This is a genomic window from Candidatus Symbiopectobacterium sp. NZEC127, from assembly GCF_025962675.1.
GTDB lineage: Bacteria > Pseudomonadota > Gammaproteobacteria > Enterobacterales > Enterobacteriaceae > Symbiopectobacterium.
On the sequence record NZ_JAGFPG010000004.1, the window covers coordinates 370,002 to 388,869 of the forward strand.

Below are 18,868 nucleotides of genomic sequence, written 5' to 3' on the forward strand. Positions count from 1 at the left end.
GCTGGCGGCGACAATGGGTAACTGCCGCCGATCGCTACGGATTATGCGGGGGACACCTCAAGAAAACGGTGGATAGCGCGCAGAACCGCATCGGGCTTTTCTGCGTGAACCCAGTGACCACTGCCTGCAATCACATGCGCTTTCGCATTGGGAAACTGCTGCAACAGCGTTTCCCGATAGCGGTCGTCCAAATAAGAGGATGCGGCACCGCGAATAAACAGAATAGGTTTGCGCCAGGCGGGTACGGTTTCCCAGCCAACGATGTGCTCATACTGCTCCCACAGCACCGGGACATTGAAGCGCCATTCCCCCTGCTGAAAGGATTTCAGTAGAAATTGCACCACGCCCTCTTCCTTAAGGTGGTGACGCATGATGGCGGCGGCTTCGGTGCGACTGGTGACGCCCGCAGCGCTAACCGCCCGCAGTGCCGCAAAAACGTCATCGTGGCGACGCAGTTGATAATCGACCGGTGCAATATCAATGGCGACGATTTTCTCGATGCGGTCAGGAATCTGTGCACTCAACGCCATCGCGGTTTTCCCCCCCATGGAGTGCCCGATGATAATCACCTTATCGATAGTTAACGTATCCAGCAGTTCTTTCACATCGCTTGCCATGGCGGAGTAGTTCATTTCCGGCGTGCGCGGTGATAATCCATGGTTACGTAAGTCGACCTGAATGACATCGTGCTGCTTTTGCAGGTCACGCGCCAGAACGCCCAGATTATCCAGATTACCAAACAGACCGTGAATCAATACGATAGGCAGCGCATTAGTGGGTTGTTGCGCATTTTGCAGGCGATAATTCAATTTCATGGTGAAGTTCATTCAGAGACACAGACGCTTAGGGTATCATGACCGCTGCCGATGATGTTGCCCTGTGGAAAATGAAGGCTATGCTTTTTGCAGGTTGCAGGTAATGGGGCGAGGGAGCAGATGGGAGATCGTCTGACTTTCGATATTGTTTGTGTTATGCCGCTGTTCGGTGGTATTGATTCGCCTATATACTTCTTGCCGATTAATTAGAGTAAAAACAGTACTGGATAAAGATGAAAACTATTGAGGTCGACGAAGAGCTGTATCGTTATATTGCCAGCCACACGCAGCACATTGGTGAAAGCGCCTCGGATATTCTGCGTCGCATGTTGAATTTCCGGGCAGGACAGGTCGTCACCGCTTCTGAGGCTGCGCCAACCAAAGCGCAGACGTCAGCGAGCGTAGCTACAAAACCGCGTGATGGCGTCAGGGCGGTGCGTGAACTGCTGTTGTCCGATGAATATGCCGCGCAAAGTAAAGCCATCAATCGCTTTATGCTGGTGCTCTCCACATTATATTGCCTCGAACCGAATGCCTTTTCTGCGGCAACCGAGCAGCTTCATGGCCGCACGCGCGTGTATTTTGCTGGCGACGAACACACACTGCTTCAGCATGGCGTCCATACCAAACCCAAACATATACAGGGCACGCCCTACTGGGTCATCACCAATACCAATACGGATCGCAAGCGCAGCATGGTTGAACAAATCATGCAGTCGATGCAGTTCCCAACGGAACTTATCGAAAAAGTGTGCGGTACTATTTAGCAAATAGCGTCTTAACGAATAGCGTCAGGGAGAACGCCGATGGCTAATCACCCCAGAGCCGGACAACCCACCCGGCAAAGTGATTTGATTAATGTGGCGCAATTAACGTCACAGTATTATGTATTAGTTCCCGATGTGGAAAACGCCGCGCACGCGGTGAAGTTCGGGACCTCTGGCCACCGCGGCAGCGCGGCGCGCCACAGTTTTAACGAGGCGCATATTCTGGCCATCGCTCAGGCGATTGCCGAAGAGCGCAAAAAGCAAGGGATCACCGGTCCATGCTTCGTGGGTAAAGACACCCATGCACTGTCGGAACCGGCCTTTATTTCGGTGCTGGAAGTGCTGGCAGCGAACGGCGTTGACGTGGTGGTGCAGCAGGACAATGGTTTTACGCCGACACCCGCTATCTCCAATGCCATTCTGGTGCATAACCGCAAAGGCAATGCGCTGGCCGATGGGATTGTGATTACACCGTCTCACAACCCGCCGGAAGATGGCGGTATCAAATATAATCCGCCTAATGGCGGTCCTGCTGATACCAATGTCACCAGCGTTATCGAAAAACGCGCCAACGCCCTGTTAGCCGATGGGTTAAAAGCGGTGAAACGCCTGACGTTGGATAAAGCCTGGCAAAGCGGTCATGTGCATGAGCAAGATCTGGTGCAGCCTTATGTCGAGGGATTGCGTGAGGTCGTGGATATTCCTGCCATTCAGAAGGCAGGGTTGACACTGGGTGTCGATCCGTTGGGCGGTTCGGGCATTGCCTACTGGCAGCGCATCGCAGAGCACTACCAGTTGAATTTGCGGCTGGTCAACGATGCGGTCGATCAGACTTTCCGCTTTATGACCTTGGATCATGACGGTGTTATCCGCATGGACTGCTCCTCAGAGTCAGCGATGGCTGGGTTACTGGCGCTGCGTGATAAATTTGATCTGGCCTTTGCCAACGATCCGGATTATGACCGCCACGGCATTGTCACACCTGCTGGCCTGATGAACCCGAATCACTATCTGGCTGTCTCCATCGATTACCTGTTCCGCCATCGTCCACAGTGGGGGCAATCTGTTGCTGTTGGCAAGACGCTGGTTTCCAGCGCCATGATTGACCGTGTGGTGGCCGACCTTGGGCGCAAACTGGTGGAAGTACCGGTCGGGTTCAAATGGTTTGTTGATGGGTTATTCGATGGCAGCTTTGGTTTTGGCGGCGAAGAGAGTGCGGGGGCATCCTTCCTGCGCTTTGATGGTACGCCATGGTCAACGGACAAAGACGGTATCATCATGTGCCTGCTGGCGGCTGAGATCACCGCGGTAACCGGCAAAAATCCGCAACAACACTATGATGCGCTGGCGGCCCGTTTTGGCGCACCGAGTTACAACCGTATCCAAGCCTCTGCAACCCACGCGCAAAAAGCGGCACTGTCGCGCTTATCACCCGAACAGGTTGCGGCCAGTACGCTGGCGGGCGATCCGATCACCGCACGTTTGACGGCTGCGCCGGGTAACGGTGCCTCTATTGGCGGATTGAAAGTGATGACGGATAACGGCTGGTTTGCGGCACGTCCGTCGGGCACGGAAGAAGCCTACAAGATTTACTGTGAAAGTTTCCTGGGCGCGGAGCATCGTGCGCGCATTGAGAAAGAAGCGGTAGATATTGTTAGCGCCGTGCTGGCGAATGCCAAATAAGCGTTGCTCGATGGCGCCCTCTCTAGGGGGCCGCTGACCAACAGCACGACTCCCACCGTCATTCCCGCGAAGGCGGGGATCTCTTGCAGAAGAAACGCGTTTATTCTCACAGAGATCCCCGGCTTTCGCCGAGGATGACAAAGGGGAAAGTGACGTAGTCATCAGACTGAGGACGCCCTGTGCGTCCTTTGTTTTTTCTGCTTGAAATAGCAGGAAAGGTTCTCGGCGGCGATGCTATGTAACCACTCATGGAGGTCTGCATGGTTTTTCAGCATCAACTTTTGCATGGCGTGATTACGGTATGCGCTGATGGCTTTGATGGATATTCCGGATAGTTCACTGATTTTACTGTTGTTGAGTCCCTGTTTGTAGCCCCATAATACCTCCCGTTCGCGTGGGCTGAGGCAATGCACGATATTATATCGCTGTACGTGGGAGGGAATCCCAGGCGATGAAGGGCTGGCAACGAAAGTATTCAATAACGCTGACAGCGTTTCTGGCGGATCGTTTAGTGCCAACTGTCCGTCTTCGTAACCACAGCAGAGTGTGTTCTTCTGCTTTACCAGCAAGAAAAGTAAGGTAGCACGCCGTTTGCGGCGAAATTGACGCCACCAGCGCGGTGCATGCTGCGTCGGGGTGGTGAAAATAATATCCGCGTGTGCAAGCTGTTCAGCGCTATGTTGAATATTAACCTCAAGTTTTTGGGTATGGAACCATTGATGGATGAGGTGTTCAAGGCCGACAGTAAAATAGCGATCAAAATGAAGGAGCACAACAGTTCTTTCCATCGTCTAGTACCTATTTAACAGGTTGTTCCCGAAAAAATGTCTGCCTGGGCAAATGCACCTGGATCCTATGTAGGGTGAATACATTCATCGATGGTGAGTTAATAAATGATTGATGTAAAAATTTCCTTGTGTTTATTTTATTATCTGGTTTTATGAGGGTTTATGTGTGCGGATACATCTTCCTCTTGGTGGTTCACGTTTTGTATTAATATTTAATAGCATGGTTTTCTCTAATGTCCATTTTTTTTGTTTAGTTGTTGTGTAACTGTTATCATTTGAAATGACACCCATTGTAACCGTGCGATATCCGTAGCAAAACATATGAATAGTAATCATTTTCTTAAAATGAAAACGAGTGTGAGAGTTATATCCTTTTTGTTCTGTGATGTACTTTTAATTCATCTAAACAGGTAAAGGTGAAAGATATTCATTGAGGTTTTTCAATGGTAATCGTTTGCTCCGTCGATTGATAATCTTTTTTTATCGAGTATCGCTACTAATAGCAGGGGCGTTTTTTTATTGGTTTGCCTTTCGTTTATCGTTTATTGGATATTATCATTGCGTATACTTGTAACCACTAACGGTGAAACCGACGCTCTCAGTGTTGAGCAGGCTTTTAGTTGCGTATGCTTAGTACACCGCGCTGTGTTCGTGCTGCGGCATCCCGCTTAAGCCCGTCCCCTTCAATAAGGTCAATTGCAGGCAGGTCAGAGTAACAACAATTGGGTATATGACAGCGTTAACCTGTTATACCTCAGAGTACTTTTTAATTCTTATCTCATGGGATAGCGATATGGACAGAAAAAATGTTTTTCTTCAATATAAATCATGTGCGGCTCGTTCATTGAAAAAAATCAATACTAAGCGAAAGAGTGATTCTGTTTATTTAATGATGACTCATGTTTATAAAGAAAAAATAAATTGCTTGAGGAATAGGTATGACCTCTATTTCTATTTCAGTGGCAGGGATAAACAGCATTCTGAATTCATATTTTATTCAATATGCTGCTTGCATGAAAAGAGAAAGAGCCTTGGTTGCCATGTGATGCGATTTTCATAACCTGAAGCTATTGCTAACGGCCTGTTGTTTCTTCTTTTTATAAGCCCTCGGCAACGCCGAGGGACACCCTTAGCCTAATGCGACCAGTAGCGCACCAACGGATATCATGGCCACACCCACGCCGCCTAATAGCGATATTTTCTCTCCCAGGAGAACGGCCGCCAAAATAACAGCAAACACAACGCTGAGTTTATCAATGGGGGCAACCTGAGCCACATTACCATTTTTTAATGCCAAAAAATAAAACAGCCAGGAAAGCGCTCCTGCAATCCCGCTTAACACAATAAATGCCAGTGCTTTTTTATTGGCAAGCACTTCACCGATCAGGGTGGTTTTCCCTTGCACCACCACAACGCCCACCAAAAACAGCGCCATCACCACGGCACGAACAGCGGTCGCCGTGTTGGCGTCAAGATTTTGCAATCCCACTTTACCGAACAGGGCCACCGCAGCGGCACACAGGGCGGAGAGCAATGCATAAAGTAACCAGCTACTCATGATGAGCCTCAGCATTAAAAATCAGGATGGAGATCAATAGAATGAGCGTGGGATGTTACGCCTGCTCGGGGGGGATAACCAGTGTTATCCGCTGTTTAATCAGCACGGTGGCTCAAGGCATAAAACGGTAACCTACCGCGGTTTCGGTGATAAAGTGGCGAGGCCGTGTGGGATCGTTTTCCAACTTTTGTCGCAGGTGTCCCATATAGATGCGCAGGTAATGGCTGCTTTCCACCGCATTGGGTCCCCAAACGTGCACCAGCAGTTGGCGCTGCGTTAGCACTTTGCCCGCATTCGCCAGCAGCAGCGCCAGGAGTTTGAATTCGGTGGGCGTCAGATGTAGCGTTTCGCCGTCCCGGCTGACCAAACGCTGGCTGAGATCAACGGTAACGCTGCCGAATGTCACCAACGGGCTTTCCATTGCGTTAGCCCCGTGGCGGCGTAACGCCACGCGCACACGGGCCAGCAATTCACCAATCCCGAACGGCTTGGCGAGATAATCGTCAGCACCCGCATCCAGCGCGTCGATTTTATCCCGTTCATCACTGCGTGCGGACAGCACAATAATCGGTATGCTGCTCCACTGGCGAACGTCACGCAGGTAAAGGGTGCCATCACCATCAGGCAATCCGAGATCGAGAATCACCAGATCGGGCTTGCGGGTAGCGGTTTCCAGCAGGCCGCGTTGCAAGGTCTGTGCATCAAAAACGCGCAGCCCTTCGTTTTCCAACGCACTGCGTACAAAGCGCTGGATCTCTTTTTCATCTTCTACGATCAAAACGCTGGCGGGTAACAGGGTATTTACTCCTTCTGTCTCGTTGCTGCTGGCATTGAGCCGTCTGCACGACGTCGAACGCTATTCTATGACGCTATCATATATTTCCGTGTGCTTGCGACAAAAGCCTTTCGGGTGACGGAAAGCGAGCAGCGCGGCGGTAGCGGATAAAAAATCCAATAAACGCAACATGAATTTATACATTAAATGTAATTCATTAACCATTATGTAACTCAATAACAGAATATTCGGGAAAATTGACGAAAACACGATCTTTTTCTGGTCCGATGAGTAGTAAAGTTTCAGCAAAAGCGGTACTATTTTGAGCAGTTATTCATCGTTATGTTGATTTTGTGAGCCAGGTCGTTGCAGTGGCCGCTCACTGATGAAGGAGGATCGCTATGTCGATTTATACTGCTTATCCCTTGTATCGCGTTCTCCTACGTCGCGTTGCTGTTGTTGCTTTCGGATTACTGGCGTTGCCTGTGATGCTGTTTCGTACCGATCGCGCCCGCTTTTACAGCTATTTGCACCGTGTTTGGTTGAAAACCAGCGATCAGCCGGTCTGGATGGCACAATCTGAAGCGGCAGCCGGTGATTTTTTCTAAGCCTCTCAGCAATTCAGTAACCAACATCGTTGTGCGCTACTGACCTCAAATACGCCTCGGTCAGTAGCTCTGTCTTTTTATTCCCTTTGCTCTTCCCTCTGATACGCCTTGGTTTTTGTTTTCGCTCGATCTGCTCCGTAACCGCTTGAAATCCGCTATGCTGAGGGAATGTTGACGAACGGGAGAGCGTTTATGATGTCAGCTCCTATTCCTGTTGGAATAAGTGCATGTTTGCTCGGTGCGCCAGTGCGGTTTGACGGTGGGCATAAGCGTCTTGAGTTTGCTGTTGATCAATTAGCCCCTTATTGCCATTTTCAGCCAGTATGTCCCGAAATGGCGGTCGGACTGCCTGTGCCGCGCCCGGCGCTGCGGCTTGTCAACGAGGGGCAGCAGGGGATTCGGCTCTGTGCCAGCAACGGTTCTGGCATCGATGTCACGGATAAAATGCTCGCTTTTTCCGAGCAAAAAATGGCATCGTTGCGCGATCTGTGCGGTTTTATCCTGTGTGCCAAATCCCCCAGTTGCGGGATGGAACGGGTCAAGGTCTATGACAGTCAGGGAAAAAATGCCCGGAAAAGCGGGGAAGGGCTGTTTGCACAAGCGCTGAAACGGCACATGCCGTGGTTGCCGTTAGAGGAGAATGGCCGCTTGAGCGATCCTGTGCTGCGAGAGAACTTTATTGCCCGGGTTTATGCCTTGCATGAATTGCAGCAAATCTGGCAGCAGGGGCTGTCGCGTGGCGCACTGATGGCGTTCCATAGCCGCTATAAATTGTTGTTACTGGCGCACTCGCAGCCCGAATATCGAGAACTGGGCCCTTTTGTCGCAGGCATGGCGCAATGGCCGACGTTGGAAGCCTTTGCCACGGAATACCGGCTGCGTTTTATGCGATTGTTGTCGCACCCGGCATCGCGTCGTAACCATACCAATGTATTGATGCACGTTCAGGGTTATTTTCGTCCCCACCTGACCTCCCAACAGCGTCAGGAGTTAGCCAATCTGATCGATCGTTATCGGCAAGGTGTGCAACCGCTGCTGGCACCGATGACGCTGTTGCGTCATTACATGACCGAATACCCTGATGATTACCTGGCGCAGCAGCGCTACTTTGACCCCTATCCTGAAGCTTTGCGTTTACGCTATGGCCACTAATATTTCCCAGTAAGGAACAGTTATGACCACGCATCTGGTCTGGTTTCGCCATGATTTACGGATCACCGATCACTCCGCGCTGCATGCTGCTTGTCAGAACGCCGATGCCAAGGTCATTGCGCTTTATATTGCTACGCCAGGCCAATGGCAGGCGCACGGCATGGCGCCGCGTCAGGCGACGTTTCTGCTACAGAATCTCCAGGCATTACAACAGTCGTTGGCAGATAAAGGGATTCCGCTGTTTTATCAACAATGTGAGGACTTTCATCAGGCGGTTGACGCCGTTGATGCGTTTTGCAAAAAGCAGCATGTTTCCCACCTGTTTTATCATTACCAGTACGAAATCAATGAGCGCGAACGGGATCGTGCGCTGGAAGCCAAACTGCACGGGCAGGTGGTGTGTCAGGGGTTTGATGACAGCGTACTGCTAGCGCCAGGCAGTCTGGTGACGGGAAAACAGGAGATGTACAAAGTCTTTACGCCGTTTCGCAAAGCGTTTATTCAGCGTTTGCTGGAGATGGAGGTTACCTGCTTCCCCGCGCCGAAAAAGCGTGCCAACGCAGACGTGGGAAAATGGGAGGCGTTGGCCCCCTTCGATTACCCTCAACAGGCGGTGGACGAGACGCTGTTTCCGGCAGGAGAACAGGCCGCGTTGGCGCGATTACGCCAATTTTGCCAATCGAATGCGGCTGATTATCACCAACAGCGTGATTTTCCCGCACAGCAAGGCACCAGCCAACTTTCGCCTTATCTGGCATTGGGCGTCATCTCACCGCGTCAGTGTCTCAATCGTCTGCGTGCAGAGCATCCCACTCTGTTAGAACAGTCTGACGGTGGGGCGTTTACCTGGTTGAGCGAACTGGTATGGCGTGAGTTTTATCGCCATCTGCTGGTTGCCTGGCCGCGCTTGTGTAAACACCACCCGTTTGTAGATTGGACGCAGCAGGTGCAATGGCGGCAGGACGAAAAAGCGCTGGCAGCCTGGCAACAGGGTAAGACCGGCTTTCCGATTGTTGATGCCGCGATGCGCCAATTGAACGGCACCGGATGGATGCATAATCGGCTACGCATGATCTGCGCCAGTTTTCTGGTAAAAGATTTGCTTATCGACTGGCGGGCAGGGGAGCGCTATTTTATTTCTCAACTGCTGGACGGCGATTTGGCCGCGAACAATGGCGGATGGCAGTGGGCTGCCTCTACTGGTACCGACGCGGCACCCTATTTTCGTATTTTTAACCCGACCACGCAGGGCGAACGTTTCGATCCGCAAGGGCGGTTTATCCGCCATTGGGTACCCGAACTGGCCGAGGTGCCAGACGGCGATATTCACCAACCGCATCGCTGGGCGCAGCGGCAAGGGCGCACGTTGGATTATCCGACGCCGATGGTCGATCATAAACAGGCCAGGTTGATGACGCTGGAAGCCTTTGAGGCCGCGAAAGCGTCGCAGGAAAAAGGCCAGAATCAGGCATATTAAGGAGCGTTATGCGCAACAGCGAATTGGAAACAGTGATCAACCAGCAACTGAATGTGGCCGCGTTTCAGGATTACGCGCCCAACGGGTTGCAGGTTGAAGGGCGTGAAAACGTGCAGCGGATTATCACGGGGGTGACCGCCTCGCAGGCATTGCTGGACGTAGCCGTTGCTCAACAGGCCGATGCTGTGTTGGTACACCACGGCTATTTTTGGAAAAACGAGTCTCCGGTGATTTCTGGCATGAAGCGGCGTCGCTTGAAGACATTGCTGGCGAACGATATCAACCTCTATGGCTATCATTTGCCGTTGGATGCCCATCCCGAGTTAGGCAATAACGCCTGTTTGGCGGCGTTGTTAGACATCCGCGTGCTGGGTGAGATTGAGCAACTGCTGCCTTATGGCGAACTGTCCCAGCCTGTGAGTGGCGAGACGTTATGTGAGCGTCTGGAGGCGCGATTGGGGCGTACCGTGCTGCATTGTGGGGATAATGCACCGTCGCAGATAACGCGGTTGGCCTGGTGCTCCGGTGGCGGTCAGGGCTTTATTGAGCAAGCGGCGCGCTTTGGCGTCGATGCGTTCATCACCGGAGAAGTATCGGAACAGACGATTCATATCGCCCGTGAGATGGGGTTGCACTTCTATGCGGCAGGCCATCACGCAACAGAGCGTGGTGGCATTAAGGCGCTGGGGGAGTGGTTGGCGCAGCAGCACGGGTTTGATGTAACCTTTGTGGATATCCCTAATCCCGCCTAGTCTGGTGCTAATCAACTCACTGTTTTTTAAAAATAATATAAAAATTTTAGTGAGAGAAAGTGGCATCTTTATTGCTTGTCTATTAACAAACCTTATCGCCCGTGGTGTCGGGCGAAGTGCGTATCAAGGCGGCATGGCAGAGTAATGCCCTACCGCGATGGGGAGAAGAGCGTGCAACGAGCGCGGTGCTACTTATTGGGCGAGCGGGCCGTGGTGCTGGAACTGGAGCCGCCGCTGTCATTGCAAAGCCAACAGCGTATCTGGGGGCTGGCTGAACGTCTTCATCAGCATGAAGCAGTGGAGGCGGCGATCCCTGGAATGAATAACCTGACGGTGGTGTTAACCCATCCGCAGCAGGCGGCGCGCGATGCCATTGAGCGTTTGCAGCGCTGGTGGGAAGAGAGTGAATCGGTAACGATTGAAGCGCGGGACATCACGATTCCGGTGGTGTATGGCGGCGACGCTGGCCCGGATTTGTTGCAGGTGGCGGAGCATTGCCAGCTCTCTCCGCGTCAGGTGGTGGAGGCGCATGCAGCGGCGCACTATGTGGTGTACTTTCTGGGTTTTCAGCCGGGATTTCCTTATCTGGCAGGATTGCCAGAACCCCTGCATTCGCCACGGCGCGCAGAGCCGCGCCTGAGTGTGCCCGCTGGCAGTGTCGGTATTGGTGGTCGGCAAACCGGCATTTACCCGCTGGCAACCCCCGGAGGCTGGCAGTTGATTGGCCGAACGTCGGCAACGCTGTTCGATCCGCGAGCGGAGCCACCCACGTTGCTGCGTCCCGGTGACAATGTGCGCTTCGTGCCGCAGCCGGAGGGCCTATGCTAAAGATAACTCATGCCGGGCTGCATACCTCGGTGCAGGATGCCGGGCGGCATCATCTGCGTCATCTGGGTATCAGCCAGTCTGGTGCGCTGGACACGCCAGCGTTAAGCATTGCCAATTTGCTGGTGGGCAACGCGATGTCCGAAGCCGGGCTGGAAATTACGCTCGGAAAATTCGCGGCGACCTTTACCTCATCCTGCTGGATTGCATTGACCGGGGCTGACAGCCACGCCGAGCTCGACGGTAAGCCGGTTTGGACCGGTTGGCGTTTTCATGTGAAAGCGGGGCAAACGCTCAGGCTGCGCATGCCGCGTCGGGGCATGCGCAGTTATCTGGCTATTTCCGGTGGCCTGGGGCTGCCAGAGGTGCTCGGGTCGCTCAGTACTGATTTGAAAGCCGGGTTTGGTGGTTATCTCGGTCGTCCGCTCCAGGATGGCGATGTCCTTCCGCTGAAAAAAGCCGCCTACCGCAAACCGCATAAGCCTGTCGGCATCAAGCAGATTCTGTTCAGTAATCGGGTGCGGGTGCTTCCCGGGCCGGAATATCATGAATTCAGTGAAGAGGCGCGCGACACGTTTTGGCGCACCGGTTGGCAACTGAGTCCGCAGAGTAACCGTATGGGATATCGGTTACAGGGACCGGCGTTGTCACGCATAACACCGCGAGAGCTTTTTTCTCACGGCGTACTGCCGGGGGTAATTCAGGTGCCGCACGGGGGTCAACCGATCCTGTTACTGGCCGATGCGCAGACCACCGGTGGTTACCCACGTATTGCCTGTGTGATTGAGGCGGATTTATTCCATCTGGCGCAGATTCGGCTCGGTGAACCGATACATTTCATTCCCTGCACGCTGGATGACGCCTTGCGTGCGTCAGAGGCGCAAAGGCGTTATCTGGAACAACTGGCGTGGAGGCTCAATGATTATTGATTTAAATGCCGATCTGGGCGAAGGCGGCAACAATGATGAAGCGCTATTACAGTTAGTCACGTCTGCCAATATTGCCTGTGGGTTTCATGCGGGGGACGCTCAAACCATGCGCCAGTCGGTGCGTTGGGGGATGCGCTACGGCGTGGCGCTGGGGGCCCATCCCAGCTTTCTCGATCGGGAAAACTTTGGCCGCAAGGCGATGTCGGTATCCGCAGACACGGTCTTCGCTCAGGTGGTGTATCAACTGGGCGCGTTAAGCGCGATTGTGGCAGTTGAAGGCGGCAGGCTGACGCATGTCAAACCGCACGGCATGCTGTATAACCAGGCCGCGCGCGATCCCATGTTGGCCGATGCGATTGCGCGTGCGGTGCAATCGGTGAATCCGGCGTTGCGGCTGGTCGGGTTGGCGGGAAGTGAACTGATTCACGCGGGTCAGCGGTTGGGATTGGCAACACGGCAGGAGGTGTTTGCCGATCGCGGTTATCTGCCGGACGGCACGCTGGTGCCGCGCGACCAGCCTGCTGCGTTGATCAAAAGCGATGAGCTGGCGCTGGCGCAAACGCTGGAGATGATCAAACGTCGCCGGGTGCGTGCCAGCGATGGCACTTGGGTTGATGTGGAGGCCGATACGGTTTGTCTTCATGGTGATGGCGATCATGCCCTGCTGTTTGCGCGCAAGTTGCGTCAGTGTTTCAATGAGCACCAGATTCAGGTTAGGGCGGCGTAAGTTACGCCACACCAGCAAAATGAGTGAAAATCAAGCATGAAAACCGTATTGGTGACGGCGTTTGAGCCCTTTGGCGGGGAAACCATCAACCCTTCCTGGGAAGCGGTAAAGGTATTGCAAGGGCGTGAGATTGCCGGTGCGCGGGTGGTGACTTGCCAGTTAGCCTGTGTGTTCGACCTGGCGTTGCAGCAGCTCAATGCCGCGCTGGCTGAGCATCAGCCCGACTGCACGATAGCCGTTGGACAAGCGGGAGGGCGCGCCGAAATCACCGTCGAGCGCGTCGCCATCAACATCAACGATGCGCGTATTCCCGACAATCACGGCAAGCAACCCATCGATACCTCGGTGATCCCAGGGGGACCGAGCGCCTATTTTGCCACTTTGCCGATCAAATCGATGGTCAATGCGTTACGCGAGCAGGGGATTCCCGCCTCGGTGTCCCACACCGCAGGCACCTTTGTGTGCAATCATGTGATGTACGGCTTATTGCACGCGCTGGCGCAGCGCTCCGGCGCAGTCAGTGGTGGGTTTGTTCATATTCCCTATGCACCGCAACAGGCGGCGCGCCATCCTGGGGAGCCATCAATGCCGATTGCTATGGTGACGCAGGCGCTGGTCGCCATGATTGCCGTCGCGCTGACTCAGCAGCAAGATGCGATTATTTCTGGCGGCACTACGCATTAGCGTCCGGGGCACATTCCCCGACGAGAAAGGAGAGATTGATGCCTGAAGGGCCAGAGATCCGCCGCGCCGCCGACGCGTTAGCCGCGGCGGTGGTGGGGGAGCCGTTAACCGGGGTTTGGTTTGCTTTCCCTGAATTAAAACCTTACGAAACGGAGCTTACCGGGCAGACGATTGAAAAGTTGGAAACGCGCGGTAAAGCGCTGCTTACCTACTTTTCTACTGGGCGGATTCTTTATACCCATAACCAGCTTTATGGCCTATGGCGCGTGGTTGATGCGGGCGTGACGCCGGATACCAAACGCGATTTGCGCGTTCGCTTCGAAACGCAACATCGTGCGATTCTGCTGTATAGCGCCTCGGATATTGTCATGCTCACGCCGGATGCGCTGGCCACACATCCTTTCTTGCAGCGCATTGGCCCTGATGTGCTTGATAGGTCCGTTACCCCGGAACAGGTGCGAGCCAGAGTGTTGAGTAACAGATTCTGCCGTCGCCGTTTGAGTGGCTTGTTGCTCGATCAGTCTTTTTTGGCCGGACTGGGCAACTATTTGCGCGCGGAGATTTTATGGCACGCTGCGCTGTCGCCACAGCACAGTGCGACGACGTTGGATGAAGAGCAACTGAGTGCACTGAGTGACGCGTTATTATCACTGCCGCGCCTTTCCTATCACACGCGGGGAACGGTAGATGACAATCGCCATCATGGCGCGTTATTCCGTTTCAAGGTGTTTGACCGTGAAGGGGAACCCTGTGAGCGCTGTGGGCACCCCATCGCGCGCACCATGCTCTCGTCGCGTCCGTTTTTCTGGTGTCCACATTGCCAGCATTGAGGCGTAAAAAAGCCGGGAAAATCCCGGCTTGTCGGTGTGGTTGCCTCGCGGATGACGCTTAGCGATTGTTGAGCGAAGAGGTGAAGTCGCGTTTGTCGTAGCCGGTATACAGCTGGCGCGGACGCGCAATCTTCAAGCCGTCGTCGTGCATTTCGTTCCAGTGGGCAATCCAGCCGACGGTGCGTGCCATCGCGAAGATCACGGTAAACATGGAAGACGGAATACCCATCGCTTTCAGAATGATACCGGAGTAGAAATCCACGTTGGGGTAGAGTTTCTTCTCGATAAAGTAGGGATCGTTGAGCGCAATGTGTTCCAGCTCCATAGCCACTTCCAGCAGGTCATCTTTCATGCCCAGCTCTTTAAGCACTTCATGGCAAGTTTCACGCATCACGGTGGCACGCGGGTCATAGTTTTTATACACCCGGTGGCCGAAGCCCATCAGGCGGAAGGAGTCGTTCTTGTCCTTGGCGCGTCTGACGAATTCAGGAATATGCTCAACCGAGTTGATCTCCTCCAGCATACGCAGACAGGCTTCGTTGGCACCGCCATGCGCCGGTCCCCACAGAGACGCGATGCCCGCAGCGATACAGGCAAACGGGTTTGCGCCGGAAGACCCTGCGGTACGCACCGTCGAGGTGGACGCGTTCTGTTCATGGTCGGCATGCAGGATTAGAATGCGATCCATGGCGCGTTCCAGTACCGGATTCACCACATACTCTTCGCACGGCGTAGCAAACATCATATGCAGGAAATTACCGGCGTAGGACAGGTCGTTGCGCGGGTAAACGAACGGCTGACCAAGTGAATATTTGTAACACATGGCGGCCACGGTCGGCATTTTGGACAGCAGGCGATACGCGGCGATTTCGCGGTGACGCTCGATGCTGATATCCAGTGAGTCGTGGTAGAACGCCGCCAGCGCACCGGTTACGCCGCACAGCACCGCCATCGGGTGAGAGTCGCGACGGAAACCGTGGAACAGACGCGTAATCTGTTCGTGGATCATGGTGTGACGGGTTACCGTGGTTTTGAAGGTGTCAAACTGCTCGGCGGTTGGCGCTTCGCCGAACAGCAGAATGTAGCAGACTTCCAGATAGGTGGATTTCTCCGCCAATTGGTCAATAGGGAAGCCGCGATGCAGCAGCACCCCTTTATCACCGTCAATGTAGGTGATTTTGGATTCGCAAGACGCCGTGGAGGTAAATCCCGGATCGAACGTAAAAAAGCCTTTGGAACCGAGGCTACGGATATCGATTTCGTCTTGCCCAAGCGTGCCGGACAACACATCAAGCTCGATGGGCTCTTTACCATTTAGGGTAAGTGTCGCTTTCTTATCAGCCATTTACAGTCTCCTTAGCGCTTTAATTTTAAAAATTTATCACCGAAGAAATACCGTTATGCCTGTACACCGAACGGAGAAACTCGGCCAAAACGCCGAGGTCTCGGCATTTGCACCTATCAGGGTACAGCATCGGGCAGTGGCCGGGCTCACCACCCCATCAAAGGAAAACCGTGTTCTTCTGGTTAGTAACGATTCTCTAAATTCTAGTCTACTCTAGTCATTAACATGACTTTATACGTGGAATTCGACTTTCCACTGTTACACAAGTCATGTCACTTGGGAAAGCCTATCTTGAATTCTTTAACGGATGACTTTCAGATTACAGCTCTATTTGTAATTTAATTGTTTAATATATGTCAAACGAGATAGTTAATTTTATATAAAATGTGAAATAAGTGATCTCACTCACTGTTTAGCCGAAATGTCACTAAACAATTTGTGGGCTAATTGTAATAAGATTGTGAAGTACTTATACTCGCCTCAGGTCTCCGGAACCCCCTGAAGTAGGAGCACCCAGCGTGAATAAGTCATGTGCCGTTTAACATGGGATGTTGACGTTAAGGCCAACGTATCACCCGGAAGCATGTGGCTGCATTCTTCGCGCTGTCTGACCTAGTTACAGGTCCGGAGGAACGAAAAATAATAAAGGTGTGTGGGCAAATCCGTGAAAAAACAAAGACCTGTCAATCTGGATCTGCAAACGATCCAGTTTCCCGTAACTGCGATAGCCTCAATTCTTCACCGTGTCTCTGGCGTAATTACCTTTGTGGCCGTCGGCATTCTGCTGTGGCTGCTCGGGCACTCTCTTGCCTCAGAAGAGGGATTCCTGTACGCCGCGGCCATTCTGGATAGCGTGATTGTTAAATTTATTCTGTGGGGCATCCTCACCGCGCTGGCCTACCACATCGTTGGCGGATTACGCCACCTGATGATGGACTTTGGCTTTCTGGAAGAAGATCTCGCGTCGGGAAATCGTTCCGCAAGGCTCTCTTTTATCATTACTGTCGTGCTTTCACTACTGGCTGGAGTCCTCGTATGGTAAGCAATGCTTCTGCATTAGGACGTAATGGCGTTCACGATTGGCTGCTCATTCGCGCTTCTGCCATTGTTATCGTGCTCTACGTGATTTATCTCATCGGTTTCATCGCGACGGCGGGGGATATCACCTATCCGGTCTGGCGCGGTTTCTTCGCGATGCCCCTTACCAAAGTGTTCACGCTGCTGACGCTGTTCGCCATCCTGGTTCACGCCTGGATAGGGATGTGGCAGGTGCTGACTGACTACATCAAGCCGCTGGCGTTGCGTCTGATATTGCAACTCGCCATCGTGGTGGCGCTGCTGGTGTACGTTATTTATGGAACCGTTGTGGTGTGGGGTGCGTGATGAATTTACCAATTAGGCAATTTGATGCCGTTGTTGTCGGCGCAGGCGGTGCAGGTATGCGCGCTGCGTTACAAATCTCCCAAATGGGGCTTTCCTGTGCCCTGCTGTCCAAGGTATTCCCGACGCGCTCGCACACGGTGTCTGCGCAGGGCGGTATTACCGTCGCACTGGGCAATACCCATGAAGATAACTGGGAATGGCACATGTACGATACCGTAAAAGGGTCGGACTACATTGGCGATCAGGATGCCATCGAATACATGTGCAAAACCGGCCCGGAAGCCATTCTGGAACTGGAACATATGGGGCTGCCTTTCTCTCGTCTGGATGATGGCCGCATCTATCAGCGTCCGTTCGGCGGGCAATCGAAGAATTTCGGCGGTGAGCAGGCGGCGCGTACGGCCGCAGCGGCTGACCGTACCGGCCATGCCCTGCTGCATACGCTTTATCAGCAAAACCTGAAAAATCACACCACCATCTTCTCTGAATGGTATGCGCTGGATCTGGTGAAGAATCAGGATGGCGCAGTGGTCGGCTGTACCGCTATCTGTATTGAAACTGGCGAAGTGGTCTATTTCAAAGCGGGTGCAACGATACTGGCAACCGGTGGTGCAGGCCGCATCTACCAATCCACCACCAACGCCTACATCAATACCGGTGATGGCGTCGGCATGGCGTTGCGTGCCGGTGTGCCGGTGCAGGATATGGAAATGTGGCAGTTCCACCCGACCGGAATTGCGGGCGCAGGGGTGTTGGTGACCGAAGGCTGCCGTGGTGAAGGGGGCTATTTGCTCAACAAGCACGGTGAGCGTTTTATGGAGCGCTATGCGCCTAACGCCAAAGATCTGGCTGGCCGCGATGTGGTTGCGCGCTCCATCATGATTGAAATCCGTGAAGGGCGCGGCTGCGACGGCCCGTGGGGCCCGCACGCCAAGCTGAAACTGGATCACTTGGGTAAAGAGGTGCTGGAATCACGCCTGCCGGGCATTCTGGAGCTGTCTCGTACTTTTGCTCACGTCGATCCAGTGAAAGAACCGATTCCGGTCATTCCCACCTGTCACTATATGATGGGCGGCATTCCCACCAAGGTGAGCGGTCAGGCGTTGACGGTCAATGAAAAGGGCGAAGATGTTGTGGTGCCGGGGCTGTTTGCCGTCGGGGAGATTGCCTGCGTTTCCGTACACGGCGCTAACCGTTTAGGCGGTAACTCGCTGCTCGATCTGGTGGTGTTTGGCCGCTCTGCCGGCATGCATTTGCAAGAATCGCTGCAAGAGCAGGGTGAACTGCGCGATGCCAGCGACAGCGATGTTGAAGCGGCGTTGGAACGTTTGAACCGCTGGAACAACAATCGCACTGGGGAAGATCCGGTGGAAATCCGCAAGGCATTGCAATCCTGCATGCAGAACAACTTCTCGGTGTTCCGTGAAGGGGATGCGATGGCGAAAGGGTTGGAAGAGCTGAAGGTGATTCGCGAGCGTCTGAAAAATGCGCGCCTTGATGACACCTCTACGGAGTTCAATACCCAGCGCATTGAGTGTCTCGAACTGGATAACCTGATGGAAACTGCCTATGCAACGGCCGTCTCCGCCAATTACCGTACCGAAAGTCGTGGGGCGCACAGCCGCTTCGACTACCCGGATCGCGATGATGAAAACTGGTTGTGTCATTCGCTGTATTTGCCGCAAAACGAGAGCATGACGCGCCGTGAGGTGAACATGCAACCTAAATTACGTCCGGCGTTTCCGCCGAAAATACGTACTTATTAATGTC

At 53.4% G+C, this 18,868-nt stretch carries 19 protein-coding genes; 14 read left to right on the top strand and 5 right to left on the bottom strand.

Annotated features, from left to right (window positions below; all coding sequences use genetic code 11):
- Positions 1-41: 41 nt before the first annotated feature.
- Positions 42-827, bottom strand: coding sequence for an esterase (gene ybfF / locus J5069_RS17410; RefSeq protein ID WP_264645044.1), 786 nt, complete (start codon positions 825-827; stop codon positions 42-44).
- 221 nt (positions 828-1,048) lie between these two features.
- On the opposite strand from ybfF, the gene seqA reads away from it, so the two are divergent.
- Complete coding sequence (gene seqA, locus J5069_RS17415) at positions 1,049-1,582, top strand: replication initiation negative regulator SeqA (protein WP_264645045.1); 534 nt, start codon at positions 1,049-1,051, stop codon at positions 1,580-1,582.
- Between the two features lie 39 nt (positions 1,583-1,621).
- Complete coding sequence (pgm, locus tag J5069_RS17420; RefSeq protein WP_264645046.1) at positions 1,622-3,265, top strand: phosphoglucomutase (alpha-D-glucose-1,6-bisphosphate-dependent); 1,644 nt, start codon at positions 1,622-1,624, stop codon at positions 3,263-3,265.
- Positions 3,266-3,426: 161 nt separating this feature from the next.
- Here the strand turns inward: pgm and J5069_RS17425 are convergent, their stop codons facing one another.
- From J5069_RS17425 to kdpE, 3 genes are all read right to left on the bottom strand, one after another.
- Positions 3,427-4,053, bottom strand: a complete 627-nt coding sequence (locus J5069_RS17425; protein WP_264645047.1) for a response regulator transcription factor — start codon at positions 4,051-4,053, stop codon at positions 3,427-3,429.
- A 1,129-nt stretch (positions 4,054-5,182) separates the two neighbouring features.
- Positions 5,183-5,611 (bottom strand): EamA family transporter, encoded by a 429-nt coding sequence (locus J5069_RS17430; RefSeq protein WP_264628601.1) that lies wholly within the window; start codon positions 5,609-5,611, stop codon positions 5,183-5,185.
- 112 nt (positions 5,612-5,723) lie between these two features.
- The gene (kdpE, locus tag J5069_RS17435; RefSeq protein ID WP_264645094.1) at positions 5,724-6,407 is read right to left on the bottom strand and encodes a two-component system response regulator KdpE; all 684 of its coding nucleotides are present in this window, start codon (positions 6,405-6,407) and stop codon (positions 5,724-5,726) included.
- Between the two features lie 380 nt (positions 6,408-6,787).
- Between kdpE and J5069_RS17440 the strand changes: the two genes are divergently transcribed.
- From J5069_RS17440 to nei, 9 genes are all read left to right on the top strand, one after another.
- Complete coding sequence (locus J5069_RS17440) at positions 6,788-6,994, top strand: YbfA family protein (RefSeq protein WP_264645048.1); 207 nt, start codon at positions 6,788-6,790, stop codon at positions 6,992-6,994.
- A gap of 195 nt (positions 6,995-7,189) precedes the next feature.
- Positions 7,190-8,146 carry a DUF523 and DUF1722 domain-containing protein gene (locus J5069_RS17445; RefSeq protein ID WP_319801685.1) on the top strand — a complete coding sequence of 319 codons (957 nt, stop codon included), beginning with the start codon at positions 7,190-7,192 and terminating at the stop codon, positions 8,144-8,146.
- A gap of 22 nt (positions 8,147-8,168) precedes the next feature.
- Entirely contained in the window at positions 8,169-9,623 is a 1,455-nt protein-coding gene (phrB, locus tag J5069_RS17450; RefSeq protein ID WP_264645050.1) for a deoxyribodipyrimidine photo-lyase, read from the top strand.
- 8 nt (positions 9,624-9,631) lie between these two features.
- Positions 9,632-10,375, top strand: coding sequence for a type 2 GTP cyclohydrolase I (locus J5069_RS17455; RefSeq protein WP_264645051.1), 744 nt, complete (start codon positions 9,632-9,634; stop codon positions 10,373-10,375).
- 171 nt (positions 10,376-10,546) lie between these two features.
- Positions 10,547-11,203 (top strand): 5-oxoprolinase subunit PxpB, encoded by a 657-nt coding sequence (gene pxpB, locus J5069_RS17460; RefSeq protein ID WP_264645052.1) that lies wholly within the window; start codon positions 10,547-10,549, stop codon positions 11,201-11,203.
- Positions 11,197-12,129 (top strand): 5-oxoprolinase subunit PxpC, encoded by a 933-nt coding sequence (pxpC, locus tag J5069_RS17465; protein ID WP_264645053.1) that lies wholly within the window; start codon positions 11,197-11,199, stop codon positions 12,127-12,129. Before pxpB ends, pxpC begins: the two co-directional genes overlap by 7 nt.
- Positions 12,119-12,856 carry a 5-oxoprolinase subunit PxpA gene (gene pxpA, locus J5069_RS17470; protein WP_264645054.1) on the top strand — a complete coding sequence of 246 codons (738 nt, stop codon included), beginning with the start codon at positions 12,119-12,121 and terminating at the stop codon, positions 12,854-12,856. The genes pxpC and pxpA overlap by 11 nt, the downstream gene beginning before the upstream one ends.
- 36 nt (positions 12,857-12,892) lie before the next feature.
- On the top strand, positions 12,893-13,540 hold the full coding sequence (gene pcp, locus J5069_RS17475; RefSeq protein WP_264645055.1) for a pyroglutamyl-peptidase I: 648 nt from the start codon (positions 12,893-12,895) through the stop codon (positions 13,538-13,540).
- Between the two features lie 38 nt (positions 13,541-13,578).
- Positions 13,579-14,370, top strand: a complete 792-nt coding sequence (nei, locus tag J5069_RS17480) for an endonuclease VIII (protein WP_264645056.1) — start codon at positions 13,579-13,581, stop codon at positions 14,368-14,370.
- Positions 14,371-14,428: 58 nt separating this feature from the next.
- Here nei and J5069_RS17485 read toward each other — a convergent pair whose 3' ends face one another.
- The gene (locus J5069_RS17485; protein WP_264645057.1) at positions 14,429-15,715 is read right to left on the bottom strand and encodes a citrate synthase; all 1,287 of its coding nucleotides are present in this window, start codon (positions 15,713-15,715) and stop codon (positions 14,429-14,431) included.
- A gap of 652 nt (positions 15,716-16,367) precedes the next feature.
- On the opposite strand from J5069_RS17485, the gene sdhC reads away from it, so the two are divergent.
- The 3 genes from sdhC to sdhA are packed head-to-tail and all read left to right on the top strand — an operon-like array spanning position 16,368 to position 18,864.
- Entirely contained in the window at positions 16,368-16,757 is a 390-nt protein-coding gene (gene sdhC / locus J5069_RS17490; RefSeq protein WP_264645058.1) for a succinate dehydrogenase cytochrome b556 subunit, read from the top strand.
- Positions 16,751-17,098, top strand: a complete 348-nt coding sequence (gene sdhD, locus J5069_RS17495) for a succinate dehydrogenase membrane anchor subunit (RefSeq protein ID WP_264645059.1) — start codon at positions 16,751-16,753, stop codon at positions 17,096-17,098. Before sdhC ends, sdhD begins: the two co-directional genes overlap by 7 nt.
- Complete coding sequence (sdhA, locus tag J5069_RS17500; RefSeq protein ID WP_264645060.1) at positions 17,098-18,864, top strand: succinate dehydrogenase flavoprotein subunit; 1,767 nt, start codon at positions 17,098-17,100, stop codon at positions 18,862-18,864. The genes sdhD and sdhA overlap by 1 nt, the downstream gene beginning before the upstream one ends.
- The last annotated feature ends 4 nt before the right edge of the window (positions 18,865-18,868 follow it).

Bases quoted from the DNA above. Each gene is read 5' to 3' on its own strand.
- ybfF (WP_264645044.1), bottom strand. From the start codon at position 827: ATGAACTTCACCATGAAATTGAATTATCGCCTGCAAAATGCGCAACAA.
- seqA (WP_264645045.1), top strand. From the start codon at position 1,049: ATGAAAACTATTGAGGTCGACGAAGAGCTGTATCGTTATATTGCCAGC.
- pgm (WP_264645046.1), top strand. From the start codon at position 1,622: ATGGCTAATCACCCCAGAGCCGGACAACCCACCCGGCAAAGTGATTTG.
- J5069_RS17425 (WP_264645047.1), bottom strand. From the start codon at position 4,053: ATGGAAAGAACTGTTGTGCTCCTTCATTTTGATCGCTATTTTACTGTC.
- J5069_RS17430 (WP_264628601.1), bottom strand. From the start codon at position 5,611: ATGAGTAGCTGGTTACTTTATGCATTGCTCTCCGCCCTGTGTGCCGCT.
- J5069_RS17440 (WP_264645048.1), top strand. From the start codon at position 6,788: ATGTCGATTTATACTGCTTATCCCTTGTATCGCGTTCTCCTACGTCGC.
- J5069_RS17445 (WP_319801685.1), top strand. From the start codon at position 7,190: ATGTCAGCTCCTATTCCTGTTGGAATAAGTGCATGTTTGCTCGGTGCG.
- phrB (WP_264645050.1), top strand. From the start codon at position 8,169: ATGACCACGCATCTGGTCTGGTTTCGCCATGATTTACGGATCACCGAT.
- J5069_RS17455 (WP_264645051.1), top strand. From the start codon at position 9,632: ATGCGCAACAGCGAATTGGAAACAGTGATCAACCAGCAACTGAATGTG.
- pxpC (WP_264645053.1), top strand. From the start codon at position 11,197: ATGCTAAAGATAACTCATGCCGGGCTGCATACCTCGGTGCAGGATGCC.
- pxpA (WP_264645054.1), top strand. From the start codon at position 12,119: ATGATTATTGATTTAAATGCCGATCTGGGCGAAGGCGGCAACAATGAT.
- pcp (WP_264645055.1), top strand. From the start codon at position 12,893: ATGAAAACCGTATTGGTGACGGCGTTTGAGCCCTTTGGCGGGGAAACC.
- nei (WP_264645056.1), top strand. From the start codon at position 13,579: ATGCCTGAAGGGCCAGAGATCCGCCGCGCCGCCGACGCGTTAGCCGCG.
- J5069_RS17485 (WP_264645057.1), bottom strand. From the start codon at position 15,715: ATGGCTGATAAGAAAGCGACACTTACCCTAAATGGTAAAGAGCCCATC.
- sdhD (WP_264645059.1), top strand. From the start codon at position 16,751: ATGGTAAGCAATGCTTCTGCATTAGGACGTAATGGCGTTCACGATTGG.
- sdhA (WP_264645060.1), top strand. From the start codon at position 17,098: ATGAATTTACCAATTAGGCAATTTGATGCCGTTGTTGTCGGCGCAGGC.